This is a genomic window from Escherichia sp. E4736, assembly GCF_005781225.1.
GTDB lineage: Bacteria > Pseudomonadota > Gammaproteobacteria > Enterobacterales > Enterobacteriaceae > Escherichia.
On the sequence record NZ_VATT01000032.1, the window covers coordinates 15,049 to 37,710 of the forward strand.

General features: G+C 50.3%; 18 protein-coding genes and 2 pseudogenes. 18 read left to right on the forward strand and 2 right to left on the reverse strand.

The features are described from left to right. The first annotated feature begins 349 nt into the window (after nucleotides 1–349). The 5 genes and pseudogenes from sopA (at nucleotide 350) to istB (ending at nucleotide 5,748) form a co-directional block, all read left to right on the forward strand. Nucleotides 350–1,516, forward strand: coding sequence for a plasmid-partitioning protein SopA (gene sopA, locus FEK46_RS18330; protein ID WP_138194757.1), 1,167 nt, complete (start codon nucleotides 350–352; stop codon nucleotides 1,514–1,516). Next, nucleotides 1,516–2,475: a ParB/RepB/Spo0J family plasmid partition protein gene (locus tag FEK46_RS18335; RefSeq protein WP_138194760.1), complete on the forward strand. Its 960-nt coding sequence runs from the start codon at nucleotides 1,516–1,518 to the stop codon at nucleotides 2,473–2,475. Before sopA ends, FEK46_RS18335 begins: the two co-directional genes overlap by 1 nt. 413 nt (nucleotides 2,476–2,888) lie before the next feature. Next, a pseudogene (locus tag FEK46_RS18340) lies at nucleotides 2,889–3,647 on the forward strand (IS4 family transposase); the annotation flags it as partial. A 131-nt stretch (nucleotides 3,648–3,778) separates the two neighbouring features. Continuing rightward, the gene (istA, locus tag FEK46_RS18345) at nucleotides 3,779–4,975 is read left to right on the forward strand and encodes an IS21-like element IS21 family transposase (RefSeq protein ID WP_138194762.1); all 1,197 of its coding nucleotides are present in this window, start codon (nucleotides 3,779–3,781) and stop codon (nucleotides 4,973–4,975) included. Beyond that, nucleotides 4,951–5,748 carry an IS21-like element IS21 family helper ATPase IstB gene (gene istB, locus FEK46_RS18350; protein ID WP_138194764.1) on the forward strand — a complete coding sequence of 266 codons (798 nt, stop codon included), beginning with the start codon at nucleotides 4,951–4,953 and terminating at the stop codon, nucleotides 5,746–5,748. Before istA ends, istB begins: the two co-directional genes overlap by 25 nt. Nucleotides 5,749–5,828: 80 nt before the next feature. On the opposite strand, the pseudogene FEK46_RS18355 reads toward istB, so the two are convergent. Beyond that, nucleotides 5,829–6,467, reverse strand: a pseudogene (locus FEK46_RS18355) (transposase zinc-binding domain-containing protein); the annotation flags it as partial. Between the two features lie 601 nt (nucleotides 6,468–7,068). Then, nucleotides 7,069–7,884 carry a helix-turn-helix domain-containing protein gene (locus FEK46_RS18365; RefSeq protein WP_138194766.1) on the reverse strand — a complete coding sequence of 272 codons (816 nt, stop codon included), beginning with the start codon at nucleotides 7,882–7,884 and terminating at the stop codon, nucleotides 7,069–7,071. Between the two features lie 209 nt (nucleotides 7,885–8,093). Between FEK46_RS18365 and FEK46_RS18370 the strand changes: the two genes are divergently transcribed. The 13 genes from FEK46_RS18370 (at nucleotide 8,094) to FEK46_RS18425 (ending at nucleotide 22,565) form a co-directional block, all read left to right on the forward strand. Next, entirely contained in the window at nucleotides 8,094–8,630 is a 537-nt protein-coding gene (locus FEK46_RS18370) for a fimbrial protein (protein WP_138194789.1), read from the forward strand. 16 nt (nucleotides 8,631–8,646) lie between these two features. After that, entirely contained in the window at nucleotides 8,647–11,079 is a 2,433-nt protein-coding gene (faeD, locus tag FEK46_RS18375; RefSeq protein ID WP_138194768.1) for a F4 (K88) fimbrial usher FaeD, read from the forward strand. Beyond that, nucleotides 11,072–11,863 carry a F4 (K88) fimbrial chaperone FaeE gene (gene faeE / locus FEK46_RS18380; protein ID WP_138194770.1) on the forward strand — a complete coding sequence of 264 codons (792 nt, stop codon included), beginning with the start codon at nucleotides 11,072–11,074 and terminating at the stop codon, nucleotides 11,861–11,863. Before faeD ends, faeE begins: the two co-directional genes overlap by 8 nt. 34 nt (nucleotides 11,864–11,897) lie before the next feature. Further along, the gene (faeF, locus tag FEK46_RS18385) at nucleotides 11,898–12,389 is read left to right on the forward strand and encodes a F4 (K88) fimbria minor subunit FaeF (protein ID WP_138194772.1); all 492 of its coding nucleotides are present in this window, start codon (nucleotides 11,898–11,900) and stop codon (nucleotides 12,387–12,389) included. A 239-nt stretch (nucleotides 12,390–12,628) separates the two neighbouring features. Next, complete coding sequence (locus FEK46_RS18390; RefSeq protein ID WP_138194774.1) at nucleotides 12,629–13,462, forward strand: F41 fimbrial protein; 834 nt, start codon at nucleotides 12,629–12,631, stop codon at nucleotides 13,460–13,462. Nucleotides 13,463–13,581: 119 nt separating this feature from the next. Next, entirely contained in the window at nucleotides 13,582–14,379 is a 798-nt protein-coding gene (gene faeH, locus FEK46_RS18395; protein ID WP_138194791.1) for a F4 (K88) fimbria minor subunit FaeH, read from the forward strand. Between the two features lie 30 nt (nucleotides 14,380–14,409). Next, a complete protein-coding gene (faeI, locus tag FEK46_RS18400) occupies nucleotides 14,410–15,174 on the forward strand; it encodes a F4 (K88) fimbria minor subunit FaeI (RefSeq protein ID WP_138194776.1) in 765 nt (254 codons plus the stop codon). 16 nt (nucleotides 15,175–15,190) lie between these two features. Then, entirely contained in the window at nucleotides 15,191–15,964 is a 774-nt protein-coding gene (faeJ, locus tag FEK46_RS18405) for a F4 (K88) fimbria accessory protein FaeJ (RefSeq protein ID WP_138194778.1), read from the forward strand. Next, a complete protein-coding gene (locus tag FEK46_RS23950) occupies nucleotides 15,964–16,086 on the forward strand; it encodes a hypothetical protein (RefSeq protein WP_276608987.1) in 123 nt (40 codons plus the stop codon). Before faeJ ends, FEK46_RS23950 begins: the two co-directional genes overlap by 1 nt. After that, nucleotides 16,053–16,679, forward strand: a complete 627-nt coding sequence (locus FEK46_RS18410; RefSeq protein WP_240731132.1) for a hypothetical protein — start codon at nucleotides 16,053–16,055, stop codon at nucleotides 16,677–16,679. Before FEK46_RS23950 ends, FEK46_RS18410 begins: the two co-directional genes overlap by 34 nt. Continuing rightward, nucleotides 16,669–17,427 (forward strand): EAL domain-containing protein, encoded by a 759-nt coding sequence (locus FEK46_RS18415; protein ID WP_138194781.1) that lies wholly within the window; start codon nucleotides 16,669–16,671, stop codon nucleotides 17,425–17,427. Before FEK46_RS18410 ends, FEK46_RS18415 begins: the two co-directional genes overlap by 11 nt. Nucleotides 17,428–17,740: 313 nt before the next feature. Further along, nucleotides 17,741–18,625 carry a fimbrial gene (locus FEK46_RS18420; RefSeq protein WP_138194783.1) on the forward strand — a complete coding sequence of 295 codons (885 nt, stop codon included), beginning with the start codon at nucleotides 17,741–17,743 and terminating at the stop codon, nucleotides 18,623–18,625. Between the two features lie 37 nt (nucleotides 18,626–18,662). Then, entirely contained in the window at nucleotides 18,663–22,565 is a 3,903-nt protein-coding gene (locus tag FEK46_RS18425; protein ID WP_138194785.1) for a S6 family peptidase, read from the forward strand. Nucleotides 22,566–22,662 lie beyond the last annotated feature (97 nt).

Below are 22,662 nucleotides of genomic sequence, written 5' to 3' on the forward strand. Positions count from 1 at the left end.
CGACTACTTTGCCAGCTATGGTGATAGTGTGTCAGTATCCATAAACAACGGCTCATATCATCACCGGTGGTAAGAAAACTTGCATACATCAGTGAATATTTCACATACCGCAGTCAATATGTATTGTTAGGTATAACATTAACCATATGTTATATAAAGATAAATTTTGACATTGACTTAATTAAGGCAGCTGCAATTGATGCCGTTATATTTACTGAAGTATGCACCTGCCTCATATCACAGCATCTTTACGACGATTATGAGAACAACTTTGCACTTTTTCCTTATCTTTGCATTAAACTCCAAGATTTATTAAAATAGCGCAAAGTTATGATTAAAGGATGTTCAGATGGGACTAATGGATACACTTGACCAGTGCATTACAGCAGGTCACGAGATGACAAAAGCGATAGCTATCGCTCAGTTTAATGATGACAGTCCGGAGGCACGAAAAATAACCCGCCGTTGGCGAATCGGAGAAGCAGCTGATTTAGTTGGGGTTTCCTCTCAGGCGATCAGGGATGCGGAGAAAGCCGGTCGACTTCCACACCCCGATATGGAAACACGAGGAAGAGTGGAACAACGTGTCGGCTACACGATCGAACAAATCAACCATATGAGAGATGTTTTTGGAACCCGTTTACGACGTTCTGAAGACTCGTTCCCACCCGTTATTGGAGTCGCTGCCCATAAAGGTGGTGTTTACAAAACATCTGTTTCTGTTCATCTGGCACAGCATCTTGCCCTGAAAGGGCTACGTATCCTGCTCGTTGAGGGGAATGATCCACAGGGTACAGCGTCCATGTATCACGGCTGGGTACCGGATCTTCATATTCATGCTGAAGACACCCTCCTCCCTTTTTATCTCGGGGAGAAAGATGATGTAAGTTACGCGATTAAATCAACCTGCTGGCCCGGGCTGGATATTATTCCTTCGTGCCTGGCATTACATCGCATCGAAACTGAACTCATGGGGAAATTTGACGAAGGCAAACTGCCAACAGATCCACACCTTATGCTACGTCTGGCTATTGAAACAGTTGCCCATGATTATGATGTCATTGTCATAGACAGTGCTCCGAATCTGGGAATCGGCACCATTAATGTGGTATGTGCAGCTGATGTGCTGATTGTTCCGACTCCGGCTGAGCTGTTTGATTATACCTCTGCCCTTCAGTTTTTTGACATGCTTCGTGATTTACTGAAAAACGTGGATCTGAAAGGATTTGAGCCCGATGTCCGGATCCTTCTTACCAAGTACAGTAATAATAATGGTTCACAGTCCCCATGGATGGAAGAGCAGATCAGGGATGCCTGGGGCGGAATGGTGCTGAAGAATGTTGTCCGAGAAACAGATGAAGTAGGTAAAGGTCAGATCCGTATGAGAACGGTTTTTGAACAAGCCATTGACCAGCGTTCTTCCACGGGCGCATGGCGAAATGCCCTTTCGATCTGGGAACCTGTCTGTAATGAAATTTTTGATCGGTTGATTAAACCTCGCTGGGATATCAGATAATGAAGCGTGCACCTGTCATTCCGAAAAATATGATGAAAACCGCACTGGTTGATACCGAACAATCTCCAGGACCTGCAGCGCCAATGGTTGATGCTCTGATTGCCAGGGTTGGTGCAATGGCCCGGGGGAATACAATTTCTCTTCCGGTCTGTGGGCGCGAGGTAAAATTCGTACTGGAATCCATTCCGGGCAACTCAATTGAAGAAATGTCCAGTATCTGGTCAGGTAACGAACGGGATCAGGAGCTTCTGACTGAGGATGCTCTTGATGATTTGATCCCCTCTTTTCTTCTGACGGGACAGCAGACACCCGCCTTCGGACGCCGGGTAGCAAATATCATTGAGGTTGCAGACGGAAGTCGGCGTCGAAAAGCAGCTATTCTGACTTCCACTGATTATCGTATTCTGGTTGGTGATCTTGATGATGAACAGATGTCAGCATTATCCCGCCTGGGTAATGACTATCGTCCCATCAGTGCTTATGAACGTGGTAAGCATTATAGCGAGCGACTTGAAAAGGAGTTTGCTGGCAATATTTCTGCTCTGGCTGAGGCAGAAAATATCTCCCGGAAAATTATTAGCCGCTGCCTGAACACAGCCCGGCTTCCTAAGTCTGTTATTGCCCTTTTTTCTCACCCGGGAGAGTTGTCGGCAAGGGCCGGAGAATCGCTTCTTAAGTCTTTTGCAGGTAAAGAAAGTATTCTGGAAAAAAAGGCTGCAGAACTTCATGACCTGAAAAAAGCAGGTGTAATTTTTGAAGTGGATGAACTGATTTCGCTACTTAAATCTGTTCTGAAAAACACTGCGTCGCCTTGTGAAAATCGGAGTTCACGCTATCAGTATGCACCAGGAGCATCTGCTCTGTACAAAGGAGATAAAGTTATCCTTAATCTCGACAGAAGCCGTTTACCCCCCGAATGTTTTGAACAGATTGAAGCTATTCTGAAAAAGCTGAAATGAAGGAATCAGATCCCAACAGGAATGGTAAAGCTATCTTCAACGAGCAGAGAATGAGGTTTGTTGCCAGATTGCCGCCCGGGACCACGGTCCCACTTACCGGTCTGGGGGACGATTACCACCCGGGACCACGGTCCCACTTACCAGTATGGGAGACGATTACTGCCTGGGACCACGGTCCCACTTACCAGTATGGGGGGATGATTACTGCCTGGGACCACGGTCCCACTTACCAGTATGGGGGACGATTACTGCCTGGGACCACGGTTCTATTTGCAACTCTGAACCTTCCCGAAAATTCGGGATAACAGGCAGAACATCTTCAATACTTTCCTCCCCCGCCTAAAGACTTGCCTCTTATACACAAATCCCCACCCGCTGATCTTATCTTATATTTCATTTTTTTCGGGGGTGTTATGGTGCTTTCTGATTGTTATTCATGGGCTAACGAGCAGTTTGGACATGCCTGTCTCGGTGATCCGCGTCGTACACGACGCCTTGTGTCACAGGCCTCTTCTCTCGCTCAGCATGCAGGTCTTTCTATTGTGAAATCATCCCAGTCCACTGCTCAGGTTGAAGGTGCGTACCGCCTGATACGTAACCCGTCTGTGTCCCCGGAAGCCATTGCCGAAGCCGGATTTACCGCCACTGCAAGGGCATGTGAGGCACATCCGCTGCTCCTCGCGCTGGAAGACACCACCACAATTAACTTCAGTCACGGTACGGCATTTGATGACCTGGGGAATACCATCACTAACCCGAAGACGCGCGGGCTGCTGGTTCACTCTGTCCTGATGTACGCCCCCGACAGCACCCTGCCAGTCGGTCTTATCGAACAGCAGCGCTGGAGTAGGGCCACGGACACCTACGGTGTTAAGCACCAGCGAAAAGAACGTCCCTATGAAGAAAAAGAAAGTTACCGCTGGCAGCAGGCTTCGGAGCGCATGGCCGAACGGCTGGGGGAGATACAGAAACGGGTAATCACTGTCTGTGACCGGGAAGCGGATCTCTGGCATTACCTGCATTATAAAGTCAGCCACGGGCAGCGCTTTGTGGTGCGTGCTGCACAGAATCGCCGGCTGGAAGAGGCACACGGTAAGCTCTTTGAACTGCCGGAAGTCCTGGCAACCGCGGGAAGCCACACGCTGAATGTGATGCAAAAAGGCGGGCGGGCCGTAAGCGGCTCGCCAGAACCGTATTGATATTGTCAGCGCCAGTGATATAAGACGGTAATTCGCCATTTGGATTGTCCGCTCCACCCAACATGTTGTTTCCTTAAGGTTCTCACACCAGAAAGGACATCAACATGCTGAGCAGAGAGGACTTTTACATGATAAAGCAAATGCGCCAGCAGGGCGCGTACATTGTCGATATTGCGACTCAGATTGGTTGCTCTGAACGGACGGTCAGACGCTACCTCAAATACCCTGAACCGCCAGCCAGAAAGACCCGCCACAAAATGGTTAAGCTGAAACCGTTTATGGATTACATCGACATGCGCCTGGCAGAGAATGTCTGGAATAGCGAGGTTATCTTCGCGGAGATTAAGGCAATGGGCTATACGGGCGGACGTTCCATGCTGCGTTACTACATCCAGCCCAAACGTAAAATGTGTCCGTCAAAAAGAACAGTTCGCTTCGAAACTCAGCCTGGATACCTGCTCCAGCACGACTGGGGCGAAGTTGAGGTGGAGGTTGCCGGGCAACGGTGCAAAGTTAACTTTGCGGTTAATACGCTGGGGTTCTCCCGCCGCTTCCATGTCTTCGCTGCACCAAAACAGGATGCTGAGCATACCTACGAATCACTGGTTCGCGCCTTCCGCTACTTCGGTGGTTGTGTGAAAACGGTGCTGGTTGATAACCAGAAGGCTGCGGTGCTGAAGAATAACAACGGGAAAGTCGTGTTCAATTCCGGATTCCTGTTGCTGGCCTACCACTATAACTTCCTGCCACGGGCATGCCGTCCACGCAGGGCCAGAACAAAAGGTAAGATTGAGCGGATGGTGAAATGCCTCAAGGAGAACTTCTTCGTCCGGTACCGCAGGTTCGACAGCTTCACTCATGTCAATCAACAACTGGAGCAATGGATAGCCGATGTGGCTGACAAACGGGAACTTCGCCAGTTCAAAGAAACGCCGGAACAGCGCTTCGCGCTGGAGCAGGAACATCTGCAGCCGTTACCGGATACGGACTTCGATACCAGTTACTTCGACATCCGCCATGTGTCCTGGGACAGCTATATCGAGGTTGGTGGTAATCGTTACAGCGTTCCCGAAGCGCTGTGTGGTCAGCCGGTATCGATACGAATATCACTGGATGACGAGTTGCGGATCTACAGTAATGAGAAACTGGTGGCCTCACATCGCCTCTGTTCGGCATCGTCTGGCTGGCAGACAGTGCCGGAGCATCACGCCCCGCTCTGGCAGCAGGTCAGTCAGGTGGAACATCGACCACTGAGTGCCTATGAGGAGCTGTTGTTATGCATGAGCTGGAAGTCCTGTTGAGTCGCCTGAAAATGGAGCATCTGAGTTATCACGTTGAAAGCCTGCTGGAACAGGCAGCTAAAAAAGAGCTGAACTACCGGGAGTTCCTGTGCATGGCGCTACAGCAGGAATGGAACGGCAGGCATCAGCGCGGTATGGAGTCCAGGCTGAAGCAGGCTCGTCTGCCGTGGGTCAAAACGCTGGAGCAGTTCGACTTTACCTTCCAGCCGGGCATCGACCGTAGGGTTGTCCGGGAACTGGCTGGTCTGGCGTTCGTGGAGCGCAGCGAAAACGTGATCCTGCTTGGACCTCCTGGTGTCGGAAAAACGCATCTGGCCATAGCTCTTGGCGTGAAAGCGGTGGATGCGGGACATCGGGTACTGTTTATGCCACTGGACAGACTGATCGCGACACTGATGAAAGCGAAACAGGAAAACCGGCTGGAGCGTCAGCTACAGCAACTGAGTTATGCCCGGGTGTTGATCCTGGATGAAATAGGCTATCTGCCGATGAACAGAGAGGAAGCCAGCCTGTTCTTCCGGCTACTGAACCGTCGATATGAAAAAGCGAGCATCATACTGACGTCAAACAAAGGGTTCGCAGACTGGGGAGAAATGTTCGGAGATCACGTGCTGGCAACAGCGATACTGGATCGGCTGCTACATCACTCAACCACGCTGAATATCAAAGGAGAGAGTTACCGGTTAAAAGAGAAACGTAAAGCAGGAGTGCTGACCAAAAACACAACGCCAATCAGTGATGATGAAATGGTGAAAAGCGGACAGCATCAGTAACGAAAGTATTTAGCGGGCATGAAAATGGCAAATAACGGTCAAACATCGTGGCGTTGACACCAGTCCCGTTTACTGTTTCATTCCGCTGCCAACTCATCCGGTATCACCAGGTCAGGGTATTTCCGTGACAGTAACCGCGTTATCCGGTAACGCCACATACTCATCAGCTTACGGGCGTAAAAATGAAGATTTTTCCAGGTATGGCCTGATGTCACTCCTCCGGCTGTTGTCGACAGGTGAATGTGCGAATGCCACTGCTGGTCACGTCCCCATGTGTGGATTACCGCGAATATCCCTGACTCCACCTCTGCCTGGCAGCTGATTTCCTGTATCATGTCGGCTGCGATACGACTCATCTCTGCCAGTAACCGCCGGTTGTGGAACACCAGAGACCAGTACTGGCACGGAAGTGTGAACACAATATGCTGCCACGGGCAGCCCGAAACCAGACTCAGCAGATACTGTATCCACCGGGTGCCAGCCTTCACCCCACAGTGCGGGCAGGAGCGGATTTTACACCGGAAGCAGACCTTTTTTGTGTGGCAACAGTCCGGTGACGAACAGCACCATTGCGTGTACCCCATCAGCGTGGTCCCGCAGGCCATGATTTTTGTCACTGACTCAATCACCACCGGACGCACTGAACCTTCCGGCTGCTTCTCCAGCCAGTTAAGCAAGCTGTTATCCTGCTGAAAGATATCGGAAAAACGGGGAAGCATCAGAAGGGCGGGGTGACTTCGTCCGGCCAGTGAACCGTACCACATTCCGGGCAGTACATGCCTCCGGTGCTGATACCGGCAAGGAAGTTTACTTCTCTGTGGAGACGATTTTCGTTTGCAAGGTTTAGCTGAACGGGCCATATAACAACCTGAAAGGCAATGAAATTTACTGTTTTTATAACGGTAATTTCAGACCATGACAAGCCGCAGCCGTCAGGCTGCCTACTCGATCCCTGCATTCTTCTGTAGTACCAATATTCCGACCGTAGTTTTATAGTAAGAACGGAATCTGTTTACGTGTCAAATCGAAAAGTTCAATATGGCAATATCTTTGCGTTGTTGTGGTAATAAATAATTATATTTTGTTAAGAGATTAAGGGGCGGTTATTGTATAAGAAAGTATAACAGACAAATTCCGCATACATTTCTCCCTAAGGAAGATAAGTATAGGCATATTTTATCTTTGCGTCATATCACGTATTAACGGAAGTGATGAATGCCTATACTGGTATATTCATTTACACTCTGGTATATAATTGTTATTAATATATAAAGTAACCCCACAATAAAATAAGTGCGCAGATATATAAAAATATTAATCTCATTGCAGAGGTAGAAAATATTCAAAGTGATACATGTCAAATTCTGATTTTTTTATTATTTCAAGATCATATGAATCTTTTTTTTGTAAACCATAGAACGGTAATGTGTTCATATATATATTATAAATGAATTTTCTGTAATCACTCTTGGTGCCTGTAAATGAAAAATACGCATAGGAACCTTCACTTAGAGTTTCACTTGACGTATTACTTTCTGAATCATCCCAAATAATAGCGTTGAAAAACATGTGTTTGCTATCCACTTTATCTGATTCATGTTTATGTGATATATAAATTTGGTTGTTTGATTTAGATAAAAGTGAATCAATAGTGCTCCATTTTCTCTGGGCGATAGGATCGATTGTTGGAATTATTTCTGTGTAATATATTTTCTTCCCAAAAAAACGTTTTTTTTCTAAGTGTCGAAGAGTGGGTGTAGGAATGTTCATATTTACTTTTCTTGGGCCAAGCATATTTTTAAAAGACCATAATTTATATTTTCTGTATTGTAATGGGGTATATCCACTGTTTTTCTTAAATTCTCTTGTGAAAGTTTGTTGAGAATCGTAGTGTAATTTTCCTGAAATATGTGCGATATTAAGATTGGTAAGCCTCAACAATACCGCGGCTCGTGTGATTCTGCGCAGTTGAATATATTTTCCTACCGGCATGCCAATGTTGTTTTTGAACAATATCTGTAAATATCTTCTGCTATATCCTGAATAATCAATGAGCGTGTTTATATCAATCGACATGACTTCTAGATTATCCTCAATATATTGCGTTATGGCATTTACTGTAAGTGTTTTTAGCATGTTTTATATCCGCTCTTGTGAAGATTATATTTTTATTAGTCAGTATTTTAATATGACAACCCCTCCTTTATTAGCTAATTGTGCACTAATCTTCTTGTGTGCACAATTAGCTAACGACCGGCTTGTAAAATTCTTAGAATGCCGCCCATTCCGGATGACAATGTTTGGTTAAATTGCATTAGGTATGAGGGTGCCAAGTCGTGAATAAAATATTTTGCTTCTTAACTGTAGCTGCACTCTGCGTGTCTTGTGCCCATGCAAACCGTGTCCAAAAAATAATATTTAATGCTGATGTTGTTGCTTCGGCCTGTCATGTGGAGGTCGATGCAGACGAAACCGGTAATAGTAGTCACCTTACGTTTGATACATACCGTAAATCATTACAGGCTTCTGTTCCACCGCGCGAGTTTACTGTGCGTTTGTATGAGTCTGGGGCCACGGTGCAGGGCTGCTCGGCTTTTCTGGCTGGGCAGATCGCCACCTTGGATTTTGGTAACCCGGGTCAACTGGATACAGCGGGAGTGGTTACCCGAGGGGCCGGAGACGGAATACGCATTGATGTTCGGGCTGTGGATGCACAGGCGGACTACCGCGCTCGCCTGACACTAACAAACCATTCGGTGAATTACCCGGTGGATTTTGCTGCCAGGGGGCAGTTTCGTTTCCGGGCGCAGCCGATATTTCCGGCGAACGTGAAGGCGGGGGAATACACGGGAGCACTGACGTTTGTGGTGACGTATCAATAACAGTGGAGGAGTGATAATGAAACTGGGACAGACCTTATCACAGCCCCTTCTGTATTGTCGGTCAGTTCTGGCGATTGCGATAGCCGCTGCACTGAACAGCGGTATCGCAGGTGCCGGTGAAAAACTGGATATGTCTTTTATCCAGGGAGGCGCTGGTGTCAACCCAGAGGTCTGGGCTGCCCTGAATGGTAATTATGCACCGGGACGTTATCTGCTTGACGTCTCTCTGAACGGGAAGGATGTCGGGAAGCAGATACTGGATGTGACGCCGCAGGACAGTGAGGCTCTGTGTCTGACGGAAGAATGGCTGACGAAAGCCGGGATCTATGTCAGTGCAGATTACTTTCGTGAGGGCTATGACGCCATACGACAGTGCTATGTATTGACAAAAGCCCCGTCAGTGAACGTGGATTTTGATGTTTCGACCCAGAGTCTGGCGCTGTCCATTCCCCAGAAAGGTCTGGTGAAGATGCCGGAGAACGTGGACTGGGATTACGGAACCAGTGCATTTCGCGTGAACTATAACGCGAACGCCAACACCGGTCGTAATAACACCTCGGTTTTTGGCTCTACGGACCTGAAAGCCAATATCGGGCGCTGGGTGGTGAGCTCTTCTGCCACAGCCAGCTCGGGGGACAGCGGGGATAACTCCGCCACGATAAACATGTTTACGGCTACTCGTGCCATCCGCGCACTGAGTGCGGACCTTGCGGTCGGGAAAACATCCACCGGGGACAGTCTACTGGGCAGCACGGGAACGTACGGAGTGTCGCTGAGCCGGAACAACAGCATGAAGCCGGGCAATCTGGGGTATACCCCGGTGTTCAGCGGTATTGCGAACGGACCGTCAAGGGTAACGCTGACGCAGAACGGACGGTTACTGTATTCAGAGATGGTGCCGGCGGGGCCGTTTTCCATCACGGATGTATCGTTGTACACCAGTGGCGATGTGACCATGAAGGTGACTGGTGAAGACGGGCGTGAATATGTACAGAACTTCCCGTTGTCCGTGATGGCCGGGCAGTTAAGTCCGGGGCAACACGAGTTCAGTATCGCGGCCGGAATGCCGGATGATGACAGCGATATGGACGGTGCGGTGTTTGCGGCCTCATACGGTTACGGTCTGGACGGAGTGACGCTGCGCGCCGGTGGTGTGTTTAACCAGAACTGGCAGGGGGCTAGTGCCGGGGCGGTTCTGGACCTGGGTTACCTGGGGGCGGTCTCTGCGGACGGTGCTTATGCCACGGCGAAATATCGCGACGGTAGCCACAGCGGGAATAAGGTGCAGTTATCCTGGAGTAAACAACTGGAGATGACGAGCACCGGGCTGCGGGTGAGCTGGTCACGGCAGAGTGAGGAATATGAGGACATGTCCTCCTTTGACCCGACAGAGCTGTGGTCGCAGTCAAATCATGGTCGCCGGACGAAGGATGAATGGAATGCCGGTGTCAGTCAGCCGGTGGGTGGACTGTTCAGTCTGTCGGTGTCCGGCTGGCAGCGGAGCTATTACCCTGCATCCATGACCGGGAGTTACCGGTACAGCGATGACAACGGTAAGGACACAGGTATTACCGGCACCCTGAGCACACAGATTAAGGGCGTCAGTCTTAACCTGGGCTGGTCCGGTTCACGGAACACCCGGGGAGAAAACAACTGGTCTGCATCGGCGTCAATGTCGGTACCGTTCACACTGTTTGACCGTCGCTACAGCAGCAGTACGTCGGTGAGTACGAGTAAAGACGGTGGCACAGGCTTCAGCACTGGCGTGTCCGGCTCGCTGAATGACCGTTTCAGCTATGGCCTGGGCGGTGGGCGTGATAGTGGTGGTGGTGTGAGTAGTTATCTGAATGCGTCGTACAGTGGTGACCGGGCTTATCTGAGTGGTGCCCTGAACAATTCACAATCCGGGGGAACCAGCGGTTCTGTATCGGTCAGTGGTTCGGTACTGGCAGTCCCGGCGGCGAAAGACATTATGTTCAGCCGCACGACCGGGGATACCGTGGCCGTGGTGAACGTGAAGGATACACCCGGAGTGAAGGTGACGTCCGGTGACGGACAGACTGACAGCGACGGCAACCTGGTGGTACCACTGAACAGCTATGACTGGAACACAGTGACGATTGATGCGGGCACACTCCCGCTGAGCACCGAACTGACGAACACCAGTCAGAAGGTGGTGCCGACGGACAAGGCGGTGGTGTGGATGCCGTTTGATGCCCTGAAAGTTAAGCGTTACCTGCTGCAGGTGAAGCAGCGTGACGGTGAGTTTGTGCCAGGGGGAACCTGGGCACGTGACAGTAAGAACACACCGCTGGGCTTTGTGGCTAACAATGGTGTGCTGATGATTAACACGGTGGATGCGCCGGGTGATATCACCCTGGGCCAGTGCCGGATACCTGCGGCCAGACTGCAGAATACTGAGAATCTACAGGAGATTACGTGTGAGTAAGCGTAACGCAGTAACGACGTTTTTCACTAACCGGGTGACAAAAGCACTGGGAATGACTCTGGCGTTGATGATGACCTGTCAGAGTGCGATGGCTTCCCTGGCGGCAGACCAGACCCGCTATATCTTTCGCGGGGACAAGGATGCGCTGACCATCACGGTTACCAACAATGACAAGGAACGTACCTTTGGTGGTCAGGCCTGGGTGGACAATATCGTGGAGAAGGACACCCGTCCGACCTTTGTGGTGACGCCATCCTTCTTCAAGGTGAAGCCGAATGGTCAGCAGACACTACGTATCATCATGGCCTCGGACCATCTGCCGAAGGATAAAGAGTCGGTGTACTGGCTGAACCTGCAGGATATTCCGCCGGCTCTGGAGGGCAGCGGTATTGCAGTGGCACTGCGCACGAAGCTGAAACTGTTCTATCGTCCGAAGGCACTGCTTGAAGGCCGCAAGGGGGCAGAAGAGGGCATCAGCCTGCAGAGTCGCCCGGATGGCAGGAGCATGCTGGTGAACACCACGCCATACATTTTTGCGATTGGCAGCCTGCTGGACGGAAACGGAAAGAAAATTGCCACGGATAACGACACAGCGCAGAAACTGCTGATGTTCATGCCGGGGGATGAAGTACAGGTAAAAGGGAATGTGGTTAAGGTTGCTTCACTGAACGATTACGGTGAACTGCAGACTTGGACAATTAACCAGAAAAAAACGTCGACGTCTTCCGGGCAGAAGGCATCTGATTCGCCGGTTAATCCGTCTGATAAGGCAGATAAAAAATAATCGCCCTCCGGAACACGGAACAGAGGGGTAATAAATGAAGAAAACAATGATGGCAGCCGTCCTGGTTTTAAGTGCGTTCAGTATCCAGTCTACACTGGCCGCTGAATACAGCGAGAAAACGCAGTATCTGGGTGTGGTGAACGGTCAGGTGGTCGGTAACAGTGTGGTGAAGGTGACCCGTACACCGACAGACCCGGTGCTGTACCGGAGTGGAGACACGACGCCTCTTCCTGACCGCCTGACTATCCGTAATGCAGAATCCAGAGCGGCATCCGGTGGCTTGGCGTATATCACAGTGAAACAGGTGCTGCCGGATAACAGGGAAGCCCGCATCACCCTGAGGACGGCCCTGATAGTTGACGGAAAGAGAGTGGCACTCAGTGCCAGACAGCAGGGTGAGGATGTGGTAATAACCGTACCTGATGCACAGAAGCTGGTTGAGTTAAGAACGGATGCACCGGCAGAGCTGGAAGTACCTGCCAGTTACCGGGGAAATCTGCAGATAGTCCTGCAGGTGGAAGACTGAGAATTCATCTCAACTAAAAAAGGCAGTACATCCAATGACTCTGAAACGGGTCATATTGGTAAAGGGACTTACCGTGTTTTTAATACGGGACTAACGCAAAGCTATTCTGAGTTAAACAATGTGTTTAATGAAATGCAGTTATTTAAATGAAGCTGCAGGGAATAGCTTCGCGGTAATTCCAGAAAATAAGGATTATCGATTTCAGTTTGTTATTTATGAAATATCAAGGAATTTGTCTTATGAAAAAGACTCTGATTGCACTGGCTATGGCAACTTCTGCTGTAGTATCTGGTTCAGTGATGGCTTCGGGTTGGACGGAAGGTCAACCAGGTGACATTGTTATTGGTGGCGAAATTACGTCACCATCTGTAAAATGGTTATGGAAAACTGGAGAGGGGCTTTCGTCTTTTAGTAATACTACAGATGAAATTATCAACCAGCAGTTGAATATTTCTGTTCCAACTGATGAGCTGTTTTTAGCAGCGAGGATGAATAAAGGACTTAAAGGTGTTTTCATAGGGAATGCTCTTATTCCTAAGGTTCAAATGGCATCTTATGATGGTAGTGTTATCACACCTAATTTTACTTCAAACACTGCAATGAATATTGCTGTGAAAGTAAAAAACTCAATTGATGATACCGAGCTTGGGACCCTTTCTGTTCCTTTGTCATTTGGTGCGGCAGTTGCAACTATTTTTGAGAACAATGTTTCTGATAGCAATGTGTCGAGTATTGCCGCTGGTTCTGCTGGTACTGTATTTGAAGGGCTTGTTAAGCCAGGTCACATGACTAATATGAATATAGCCTATAAATGGAATGGGCTCTCAGCAACTGAAATGTCTAGTTATGTAGAGAAGTTGATGCCAGGGCTAACTACGACAATCGATGGTAGTGGTTACCACAATTGGAATGATCTTGGTCACTCAAACTATACTTCTGCAACAAAAGCATCTTATCTCTCTTATGGTTCTGGTATTTCTGCTGGGAGTACTTTAGTTATGGATTTAAATAAGGATGTTTCGGGTCATCTTGAATGGGTGGCTCCAGTAACTATCACCGTTACTTATAGTTAATCACTTTCCTGTCCTTTCCTCTGTTTTATTTTTGGGGGAAAGGACGGTAGTTTGGGTGTTTTAATTTTTTGTTTTTTAATTCGGTGAGTGTTTGTCTGCATGAAATAGAAAAAACAATGATGAAAATAGCATGTCACTATAAATTTATTCTTCCTGCCATTATTTCGGTGTCCCTGTTTTATTCAGCTTCACCATATGCAGACATTCTTGATGGCGGCGAAATTCAGTTTAATGGCTTTGTCACTGATGAGACACCGAAATGGACTTGGCAGATAAATTCTCCTGATCAGAGCTGGGCAGTGGATACTGCCGATGCACGTACAGAAAACGGGCAATTGGTTTTTAATTTGAGTGATAAAGGAACTCTGTCGTTTCTGGAGGGGCATCTGCACGAGGTAGCTGAACGTGGCGGGCCCGGATTCACGCCATTTATTACCTTCAGCAGTAACGGACAACCTTTTACTGTGACGGAAGGGAGTGGAACCTCAGCACAGCACTTTCGCGCTTCTGTCCCGGTGCGTGACCCAGAGACGGGGAACGTGTCGGGGCAGCTTTCTTTTACCCTGAATCAAGGAATGGCGGTCAGTGCCGGTAGACAGGAAGACGGGGCATCCGTACCGGCTGGCATGTCGCTTGTCAGTGGACAGAGTGTGACGGATGTACAGCCGGGAAGTCTGCCACAGGGGGTGAAAAACCGTCTGTCTACCTTATTACTGATGAATCAGAATTTTGGAAATGGCATGAATGCGGTGGATAACGGACAGGTTATCAACCAGGGGGTACTGGCCAACGGTCGTGTGATGAATCTGGCTGCGGCTTATGCCTCTGCTGTGTCGGATTTTGAACTGCGGTTGCCGGCAGAGGGCACACCGGCCCGCTGGCAGGCGGGGCTGAATGTGACGATCACGGTACAGTGATGTTTGCAGGGATGTAAGGAGAAACGAGAAATGAAAAAGGTGACGTTGTTTCTGTTTGCTGTCAGCCTCCTGCCTTCCTGTGTACTGGCCTGGAATACGCCGGGAGAAGATTTCAGCGGAGAGCTTAAGCTGGAAGGCACGGTAACTAGTATCCGTAACCCGTGGGTGTGGAAAGTCGGGCGGGGAAATGAAACTCTGGAGGTTAAACAGAGCCGTGATGTTCGTGACGGTGGGCAGGGAATTCCGGTTGCACTGCCGACGATGACCGTTTTACTGGGAAAAACCACCCTGACCACACCGGCAGGACGTGAGGGGCTTTCACCCCGGGTCAGTTACGGAAAAGGCGCTGAGGATTTTTCACTTGTCTGGACAGCACCTGGCATGGCGGAAGTGACGCTACCTGTTGCCGGAGATAATAATGCCCAAGCTGGCACATTTGTTTTCAGAATGCAGGCTGCGGGGGTATTGCGCCATGTGAAGGACGGACAGTCGGTGTATGTCGGCGTGTATGACGACCTGAATGCGAATGGCCTGCCTGGTGAAAACACGGCCATGAAGGCTTCTGATATTCCGGGTGTTCTGCAGAAGATGTTCAGTGGCGAAGGTCCCGGCTGGCTGCAGACAATGACAGTCAGTGGTTATTCGGGAGTGAGTCATTTCAGTGATGCCTCCCTGCGTCAGGTTGAAGGTGCGTATGGTGCACAGACTGTGGCAGGCAGTGGTGAATTACGTCTGAACGGCGCGATGCCTGAACGCTGGCGGGTGTCACTGCCGGTAAGTATTGAGTACCAGTAAGCGGGAGGACGGTCCGGTGCTGAATATTATTCATCGTCTGAAGTCTGGTATGTTTCCGGTTCTGTTTTTTCTGACTTCAGCCAGTGTGCTGGCACAACCCCTGATTATTCCACCGGGACACTGGCAGGAGGGGATGGCTGTGGGCGTGACGGAATTCAGCGGCACGCTGTATGTTCCTGATGTTTCCTGGCACTGGCAGCCCCGCGCTGTGCGGATGAGCTCTCCTGATGCCATGCAGGCCGGTCTGGCAACGGGTAAAAGTGGCATGGTCAGTGAAAGTCGGGCAGGCCAGGATTTTTATATTCTTGGCGGACATACCGTATCACTGACAACCGCCCGTCCTGGGCTGCAGCCGTCAGTGATATTGCTTCAGGTGACACCGTCATCCCCCCGTATTGCGGCCCGGGGAGAACTCGCCCAGGGGCAGGTGCGTTATGGGGAAATCACGTTCACCGTTCGTCACCTGCTGGCATGGCAGGACAATATCACTGCGGGGCAGGGCTGGAGCGTGGTCAGCGGAGAGGTGACACCGGAGGCCGAAAAACAGGTGAAACGCCAGTTATGGCAGGTGAACGGCTATGAATGGACCCCGGACTATGCCGGGTTAACCGCGCGTCCTGATGCGTTTATTTCAGGGGCAGAGTCGCTGTTGTCACAGGAGAATGGCAGACAGAATATTGTCGGTGTCTGGGTGACCTCCCTGAGTGATGTGCGGGTGAATTTTCCCGGCGCTGAAGAGCCGGTAAAACGCTGGCAGGGGAATCTGACGCCGGTGGTGGTGTATTTCTGATGACCTGGAAACGAAAAGTGTTGATACCGATGTGGTGTGTGGTGGGTGTCTGTGTGGCAGTAGCCTGCATGGCATGCCTGGTACTGACATGGGTGATGTTCTGTGCGGTACTGATGTGGTGAATGTTGTAAGCGTAAGACAAAAAATCCTTCTGACCGGAACCTGCTGGTATGAGCTGAGGGGGCTGTGGCACCTGTTATCAACACAGGGATACAACGTCTATCGTGTACCGCTGGGGTATTCCAGTGTCCGGGAGGGCTGGGACCTGATTATTGTAGCGCTGAGTGCAGAGCCTGTTGCGGGATGGGGACGTCATCTGCCCCGGATACGTGAACTGAGGGCAGAAATGTTCGGTGAAATGCTGGTTCTGGTGCCGGAAAGGCTGGAGATGCTGAGGGTATTGCGAAATATCTGCCTGGTGCGCAGCGGATGCATGCCGCTGTCGGACCTGGAAAGAACTGTCTGCATGGCACTGAACAGAAAGGCAGTGCATGCCGGTAAATTCCGCCTGACGTCCGGACAACGACAGGCACTGAAACGCCTTTCTGAGAGAGGAAGAGACCGTCCCCTGAATCTGAAACAGAGTGAACGGGGGCTGTACTGGCATTATGCCCGGCTGGCAGAGAATGTGGGCGTCAGGGATTTCAGAATGCTGCTGATGACCGGGCTGGACAGAGAAATCCATAAAATGGAGGACTGGCAGTATGAACAGTGATTTTGTATCCGCAGAGAGACTGAGACGTGCGTTCAGTAACGGGGAGTTTGAAGCGTATCTCCAGCCGGTGGTTTCTGCATCCGACCTTACTGTGTCCGGTGCGGAGCTGCTGGTTCGCTGGCACATGCCTGCAAGCGAAATCATTCCGCCGGCATATTTCATTAGCCGGGTGGAATCTGCCGGTCTGTTGTTGCCTCTGACGGAAAAAATCCTGAACTGTGCGGTGGCAGGGCTTTCGGAGGTTAAAGCCATGCTGCCGCGTGGTTTCCGGCTTGCCGTGAACGTGACGCCGGCCCTGCTGGCTGAGCGTGAGTTCACTCAGATGTGTCTGGCGCTGGCAGGGCATGACAGCATACATCTGGTTCTGGAGCTGACGGAGCAGCAGCCGTTTAACATGGACAGGCAGACTGAACGGATGCTGAGCCGGCTGAGTGATGCCGGAGTGGCATTTGCGCTGGATGATTTCGGCACCGGATGTTCCGTACTGTCGTACCTGAAGCACTTCCCGGTCAGATATATAAAAATGGACAGGAGCTTCACACAGGACATTCTGAGTGAACAGACATCCCGGCATATCGTGGAAAGCGTTGTCGGGCTGGCAGGAAAGCTGGGTATTGATACGGTGGCAGAAGGTGTGGAAACACAGGCGCAGGTGAACTGTCTGTGCTCTCTGGGAGTGGATTATCTGCAGGGGTTTTATTTCGGCAGACCGGAAAAAGTGGATACATTTTGTTGTGAGTATGGATAACGCCAGCGGTGTAATCAGTAAGCCATTCCTGAAAAACAAAATTAAACACATTTAAGTGATTTTATTTCTGATATTTCAGACTCCGGCAGTGTTTTATTTTTATTCCGGCTTTTGGGGGCTTATTTCTTTATTCTTTTATTCATATCTTGCATTGAGAGGTAGGCATGTTTATTCACTTTGTCAGCAGGCAGGGGCGAAATCTTCTGGTGAATATAAAAGACATCAGATGACTTCAGTGAGGTTTACAGAAAAATAAAAGAAATTTCACCGCGAGTGAATAATACAGGTAAAGGCGTCTCAGAGGGGAGTGGACATGCGCCAGAATGCTGTGACTGATGTTGTGCTTATTATTATATTTTTCTTTCTTTTATTAATTTGCGGAAAAGTTTCTGCTGATACCGGATGGCAGTCCGGTGGGGATTTTCTGGGTGCTGTGGAATTCGGGGGTACCATCACGCCTTATGATGATTCACTTCCTCCCTGGCTGTGGAAAACCGGCGGATATACCGGGTTCAGCAACAAAATCAGTGAGCTGACCGGTAACGAAACCCGCCTGACGGTCAGCGCGCCCCGTGACCTTCTGCTGCTTGCCGGTAAATCAGCCCGTGCTTTTGAGGGCAGTAAAATATCCGGTGCCGGTATTGTTCCTGTTATTCAGCTGAAGGGAAGTGACGGAAGCGAAATCCACATTCAGTGGGCCAGTGGCACACCGGGACAGGGGGTTCTTGTTTTGCCACTGAGTGTCGCCGGGGGCACTCAGACAGCAGGAACACTGGCAGCAGAAGTTCAGGCTTTCGGGGCGCTTGCGTGGGCAGAAGAGGATGGCTTTGGTGCCAGAATCACCCAGACGCTGGGGAATAACAGTGCTGACGCTTATGTGTTTAATGGCGGCGTACCCGACAGCAGCACGTGGCGTACCGCCGACGGGCTGAGTTTCGTTTCCCGGATGACGGAAGGCGAAGTGTCCGCAGAAAGTATCTGGACACAGCTGAAACAGGGAGTTCCGGGAGTGTCTGACTCACCGGTGATTACTGATGAAAGCGGTTATCAGGACCTGGTGGGTGAAGGCTGGTTTTATTCCGGGGCATATGCACTCGGGATTTCTTCCGGTGCAGTTCTTAATCTTCATTTCAGTAAACCGGTGACAGGACAGTCAGTCTGGCGGGCAGGGATGACGGTGATTATCCGTTATGCCTGAGTAGTGCTGATTTTATTTTTTTCAGGATTAATTAAAAATGAACAGAATTTATTCTCTTCGCTACAGCGCTGTGGCCAGGGGCTTTATTGCCGTATCTGAGTTTGCCAGGAAATGCACCTGCCGGGTTACCGGGAAAAAACATCTGAAAGCCGCTGCACTGTTATTATCGCCACTGCTGCTTTCCGGTCCGGCAGGTGCCTCCATAGTAAGTGCAGAAATTGATTATCAGATATTTCGTGATTTTGCTGAAAATAAAGGCGCGTTCCGTCCGGGGGCCACAGACATTGCCATTTATAATAAACGGGGAGAGCTTGTCGGTACACTGAATAAAGCCGCCATGCCGGATTTCAGTTCCGTTAACGTGAAGTCTAATCCCGGCGTGGCAACGCTGATTAATCCCCAGTATGTCGCCAGCGTGAAACATAACGGGGGATATAAAAACGTCAGCTTTGGTGACGGGGAGAACCGTTACAATATTGTCGATCGTAATGAGCATGGCTCTCAGGATTTTCATGCGCCAAGGCTTGATAAGCTGGTTACCGAAGTTATACCTGCGTCTGTTACTGAAGAAGGGCAAAAAACAAATGCCTACGCTAATACAGAACGTTACACTGCGTTTTATCGGGCAGGAAGTGGTACGCAATATATCAAAGATAAAAGTGGGAATGTAACTCAAATATCAGGCGCCTACAGTTATCTGACAGGGGGGACTGTCGGTGCGCCGTCTTCGTCTGACCATATCATTGCAAGTAGTCCCGGAAATGTTTTTAACCCGGTCAATGGTCCTTTATCCAGCTATGGCGCACCTGGAGACAGTGGTTCTCCCTTATTCGCCTATGATTCATGGCAGAAAAAATGGGTGATAGTGGGGGTGCTGTCGACCTGGACCGGGGAGCAGGGGGTAAACAGCCGGTGGGCCGTTATTCCTCTGGATTTTCTCGAACAAACATTTAATGAGGACTATGATGCCCCGATCACGTTCAGTGCATCGGACGGCGGAATGCTGACATGGACCTTTAACAGCGATACCGGAACGGGCACCCTGATCCAGGGAACCACCATATATACCATGCACGGGCAGCAGGGAAATGACCTGAATGCCGGTAAAAATCTGGTGTTTTCCGGTAAGGAGGGACAGATTGATCTGCAGAACAGTGTTTATCAGGGTGCTGGTTCACTGACATTCAGGGATGACTATACGGTTGCAACTTCAACCAACAGTACCTGGACTGGTGCCGGTATTATTGTGGACAAAGGGGTGTCCGTAAACTGGCAGGTTAACGGTGTGAAGGGTGATAACCTGCATAAAATTGGTGAAGGTACGCTGACGGTACAGGGTACAGGTATTAATGAGGGTGGTCTGAAGGTCGGGGACGGAACAGTTGTTCTGAATCAGCTGGCGGACAGTAACGGGCAGGTGCAAGCGTTCAGCAGTGTCAATATTGCCAGTGGCCGGCCGACCGTGGTGCTGACTGATGACCGGCAGGTAAACCCGGATAATATCACCTGGGGATACCGTGGAGGTACACTGGATGTTAATGGCAACAGCCTGACCTTTCATCAACTTAACGCTGCGGACTATGGTGCTGTGCTGGCAAATAATGCTGATATCATGGCAACCATGACGCTGGATTATGTTCTGCGGGCCGACAACGTGACACTGAACACCTGGTCGGATTCCCGGAGAGGCGATGCAGGTTCGCTTTATAAGTACGACAACCCATATACCAAAACGACGGATTATTTCATCCTGAAGCAGAACAGCTATGGTTATTTTCCTACCAACCAGACAAGCAATGATTACTGGGAATATGTTGGCCACAGTCAGAGTGATGCACAGAAACTGGTGGCTGACCGTTTCAATGCTGCTGGGTATCTGTTCCACGGACAGCTGAAAGGCAATCTGAGTGTGGATAATCGCCTGCCGGAAGGCGTTACTGGTGCCCTGGTGATGGATGGCTCTGCGGATATGTCTGGTACGTTCACCCAGGAAAATGGACGCCTGACGCTGCAGGGGCATCCGGTTATCCATGCATACAATACTCAGTCTGTGGCAGACAAACTGGCTGCCAGTGGAGACCACTCGGTTCTGACTCAGCCCACATCATTCAGTCAGGAGGACTGGGAGAATCGGAGCTTTACCTTTGACAAGCTGTCACTGAAGAACACCGATTTTGGCCTTGGCCGCAATGCCACGCTGAACACCATGCTTGAAGCAACAGATTCGACGGTCACACTGGGCGACAGCCGGGTCTTTATTGACAAAAATGACGGTAACGGTACGGCTTTTATGCTGGAAGAAGGCACATCAGAGGTGATGAAGGATGCAGACCGTAGCGTGTTTAACGGCAGTGCTGTCCTGAACGGGAAGACGACGCTGGATATCATGAACGCAACCTTTAATGGTGATATCAGCGGTCATGCCGGCTCGCATGTAGAGTTGTCGCGCCGAAGTCACTGGAATATGACGAAAAGCTCCACACTGGATTCGTTCAGAAGCAAAGGCGGGACACTCTCCCTTGTGACAGACAACTGGTCGCCGAAAACGCTGACGGTAAACATACTGCATGCCAGCAGTATGAATATCGCCATGGGTGTCAGCACAGCCGACAACACGGGAGATCGGATTGATATCCTAAATAAGGCTACGGGCGGACATAACACACTGGACCTGTCCTCCCTTTTTGACCAGACCGTCACACTGAAAAATGACCTGACACTGGCATCTGCACCGGTCGGAACTTCTCACGGGTACTTCTCCTTTGCTAGCCTGAACAGGGGGTTTACTGTTTATACCCCTGACACGCAGGTGCAGGAGAAAGACGGCAGAGTTTACTGGCAACTGAAAAGTCATGCCGGAACAACAGAATCTCAGGTATCAACGGATGTCAGTGATGATGTGACAGATACAACCACTCCGGTTGCACCGGATACAGGTAATACAGGAAGCACTGAGGCTGATGGTATTGTGTCTGAAGGGAATAGCAGCAGCGGAGTGACTCCTTCCCCTGATTCTCCGGCAGAGAATGCGGGCACGATGGTGAATGGCAGTACGCTGTTTAAGGGCGCGGATAACACACCTCTTCTGAAGAAAGCGCGTGCCATGTTTGCCGCCCGTGAGTTTATTCTCAGCGACAGTGCTGACCGCTGGACACAGGTGGTGGATAACAGTGATGCAGACGGAGGTGCATGGGCCATGACAGGGTACAGTCATGGCGGATATGACGACTTCAGCCTGAACCAGAGCGGACTGAATGTGGGATTCCGTCAGTCTGCCGCCGGCAATGCCTGGTGGGGGATGGGGGCAGAGTTTTACCGGGGGCACAGCAGCACAGATGACTACCGGGATGATTTCAGCCTGTGGGGCGTGCATGTTCTGGCGGGCAAATCGTTTGCCGGTGGTCTGTTCGTGGATGGTATGGCCGGATACCGGGCGCTGTCTGAAGACTACACCATTCAGGGAGAGCTGAGTGACCTGTCAGGCAGGGCGAAAAGTCATATCCTGACAGCGGGTATCCGTGGTGGGTGGAAGATGCATGCAGCCTCCCTTGGTATGTCGATAACACCGACTGTTTCACTGAACGGTGCACAGGTGGACGGAAATCGTCTGCAGGGGCGGGAGCGGAGCGTGGAGCTTCATGATGGCGACGCCCTGTGGCTGAAGGCCGGGGTTGAGGCAGAAAAAGTCTCCGGAAATATGACGCTGAAGGCAGGTATCTGGCGGAATATCACGCTGAATGATATGCCTGGAATGACCCTGCGTGATGACTGGAAAGCCCGTCACTATGATGCAGAGAAGGCTGACCACTATACCGTTTCGTTTGGTATCAACGGAAAGCTGACGGAGAAACTGTCAGTGCAGGCAAAGGTGAACAGCAGTTTTGATGGTTACTTTAAGACGGATGCGGAAGGAATACTGGGTATCCGGTATGACTTCTGATAACAGCCATCGCTGATGCTGCAGGGAGAAGGAGGGGCAGAACAGCGCCCCTCCTGACAGGGCAGTATGGTCAGGGCTGTAGTGGATCACAAAATCA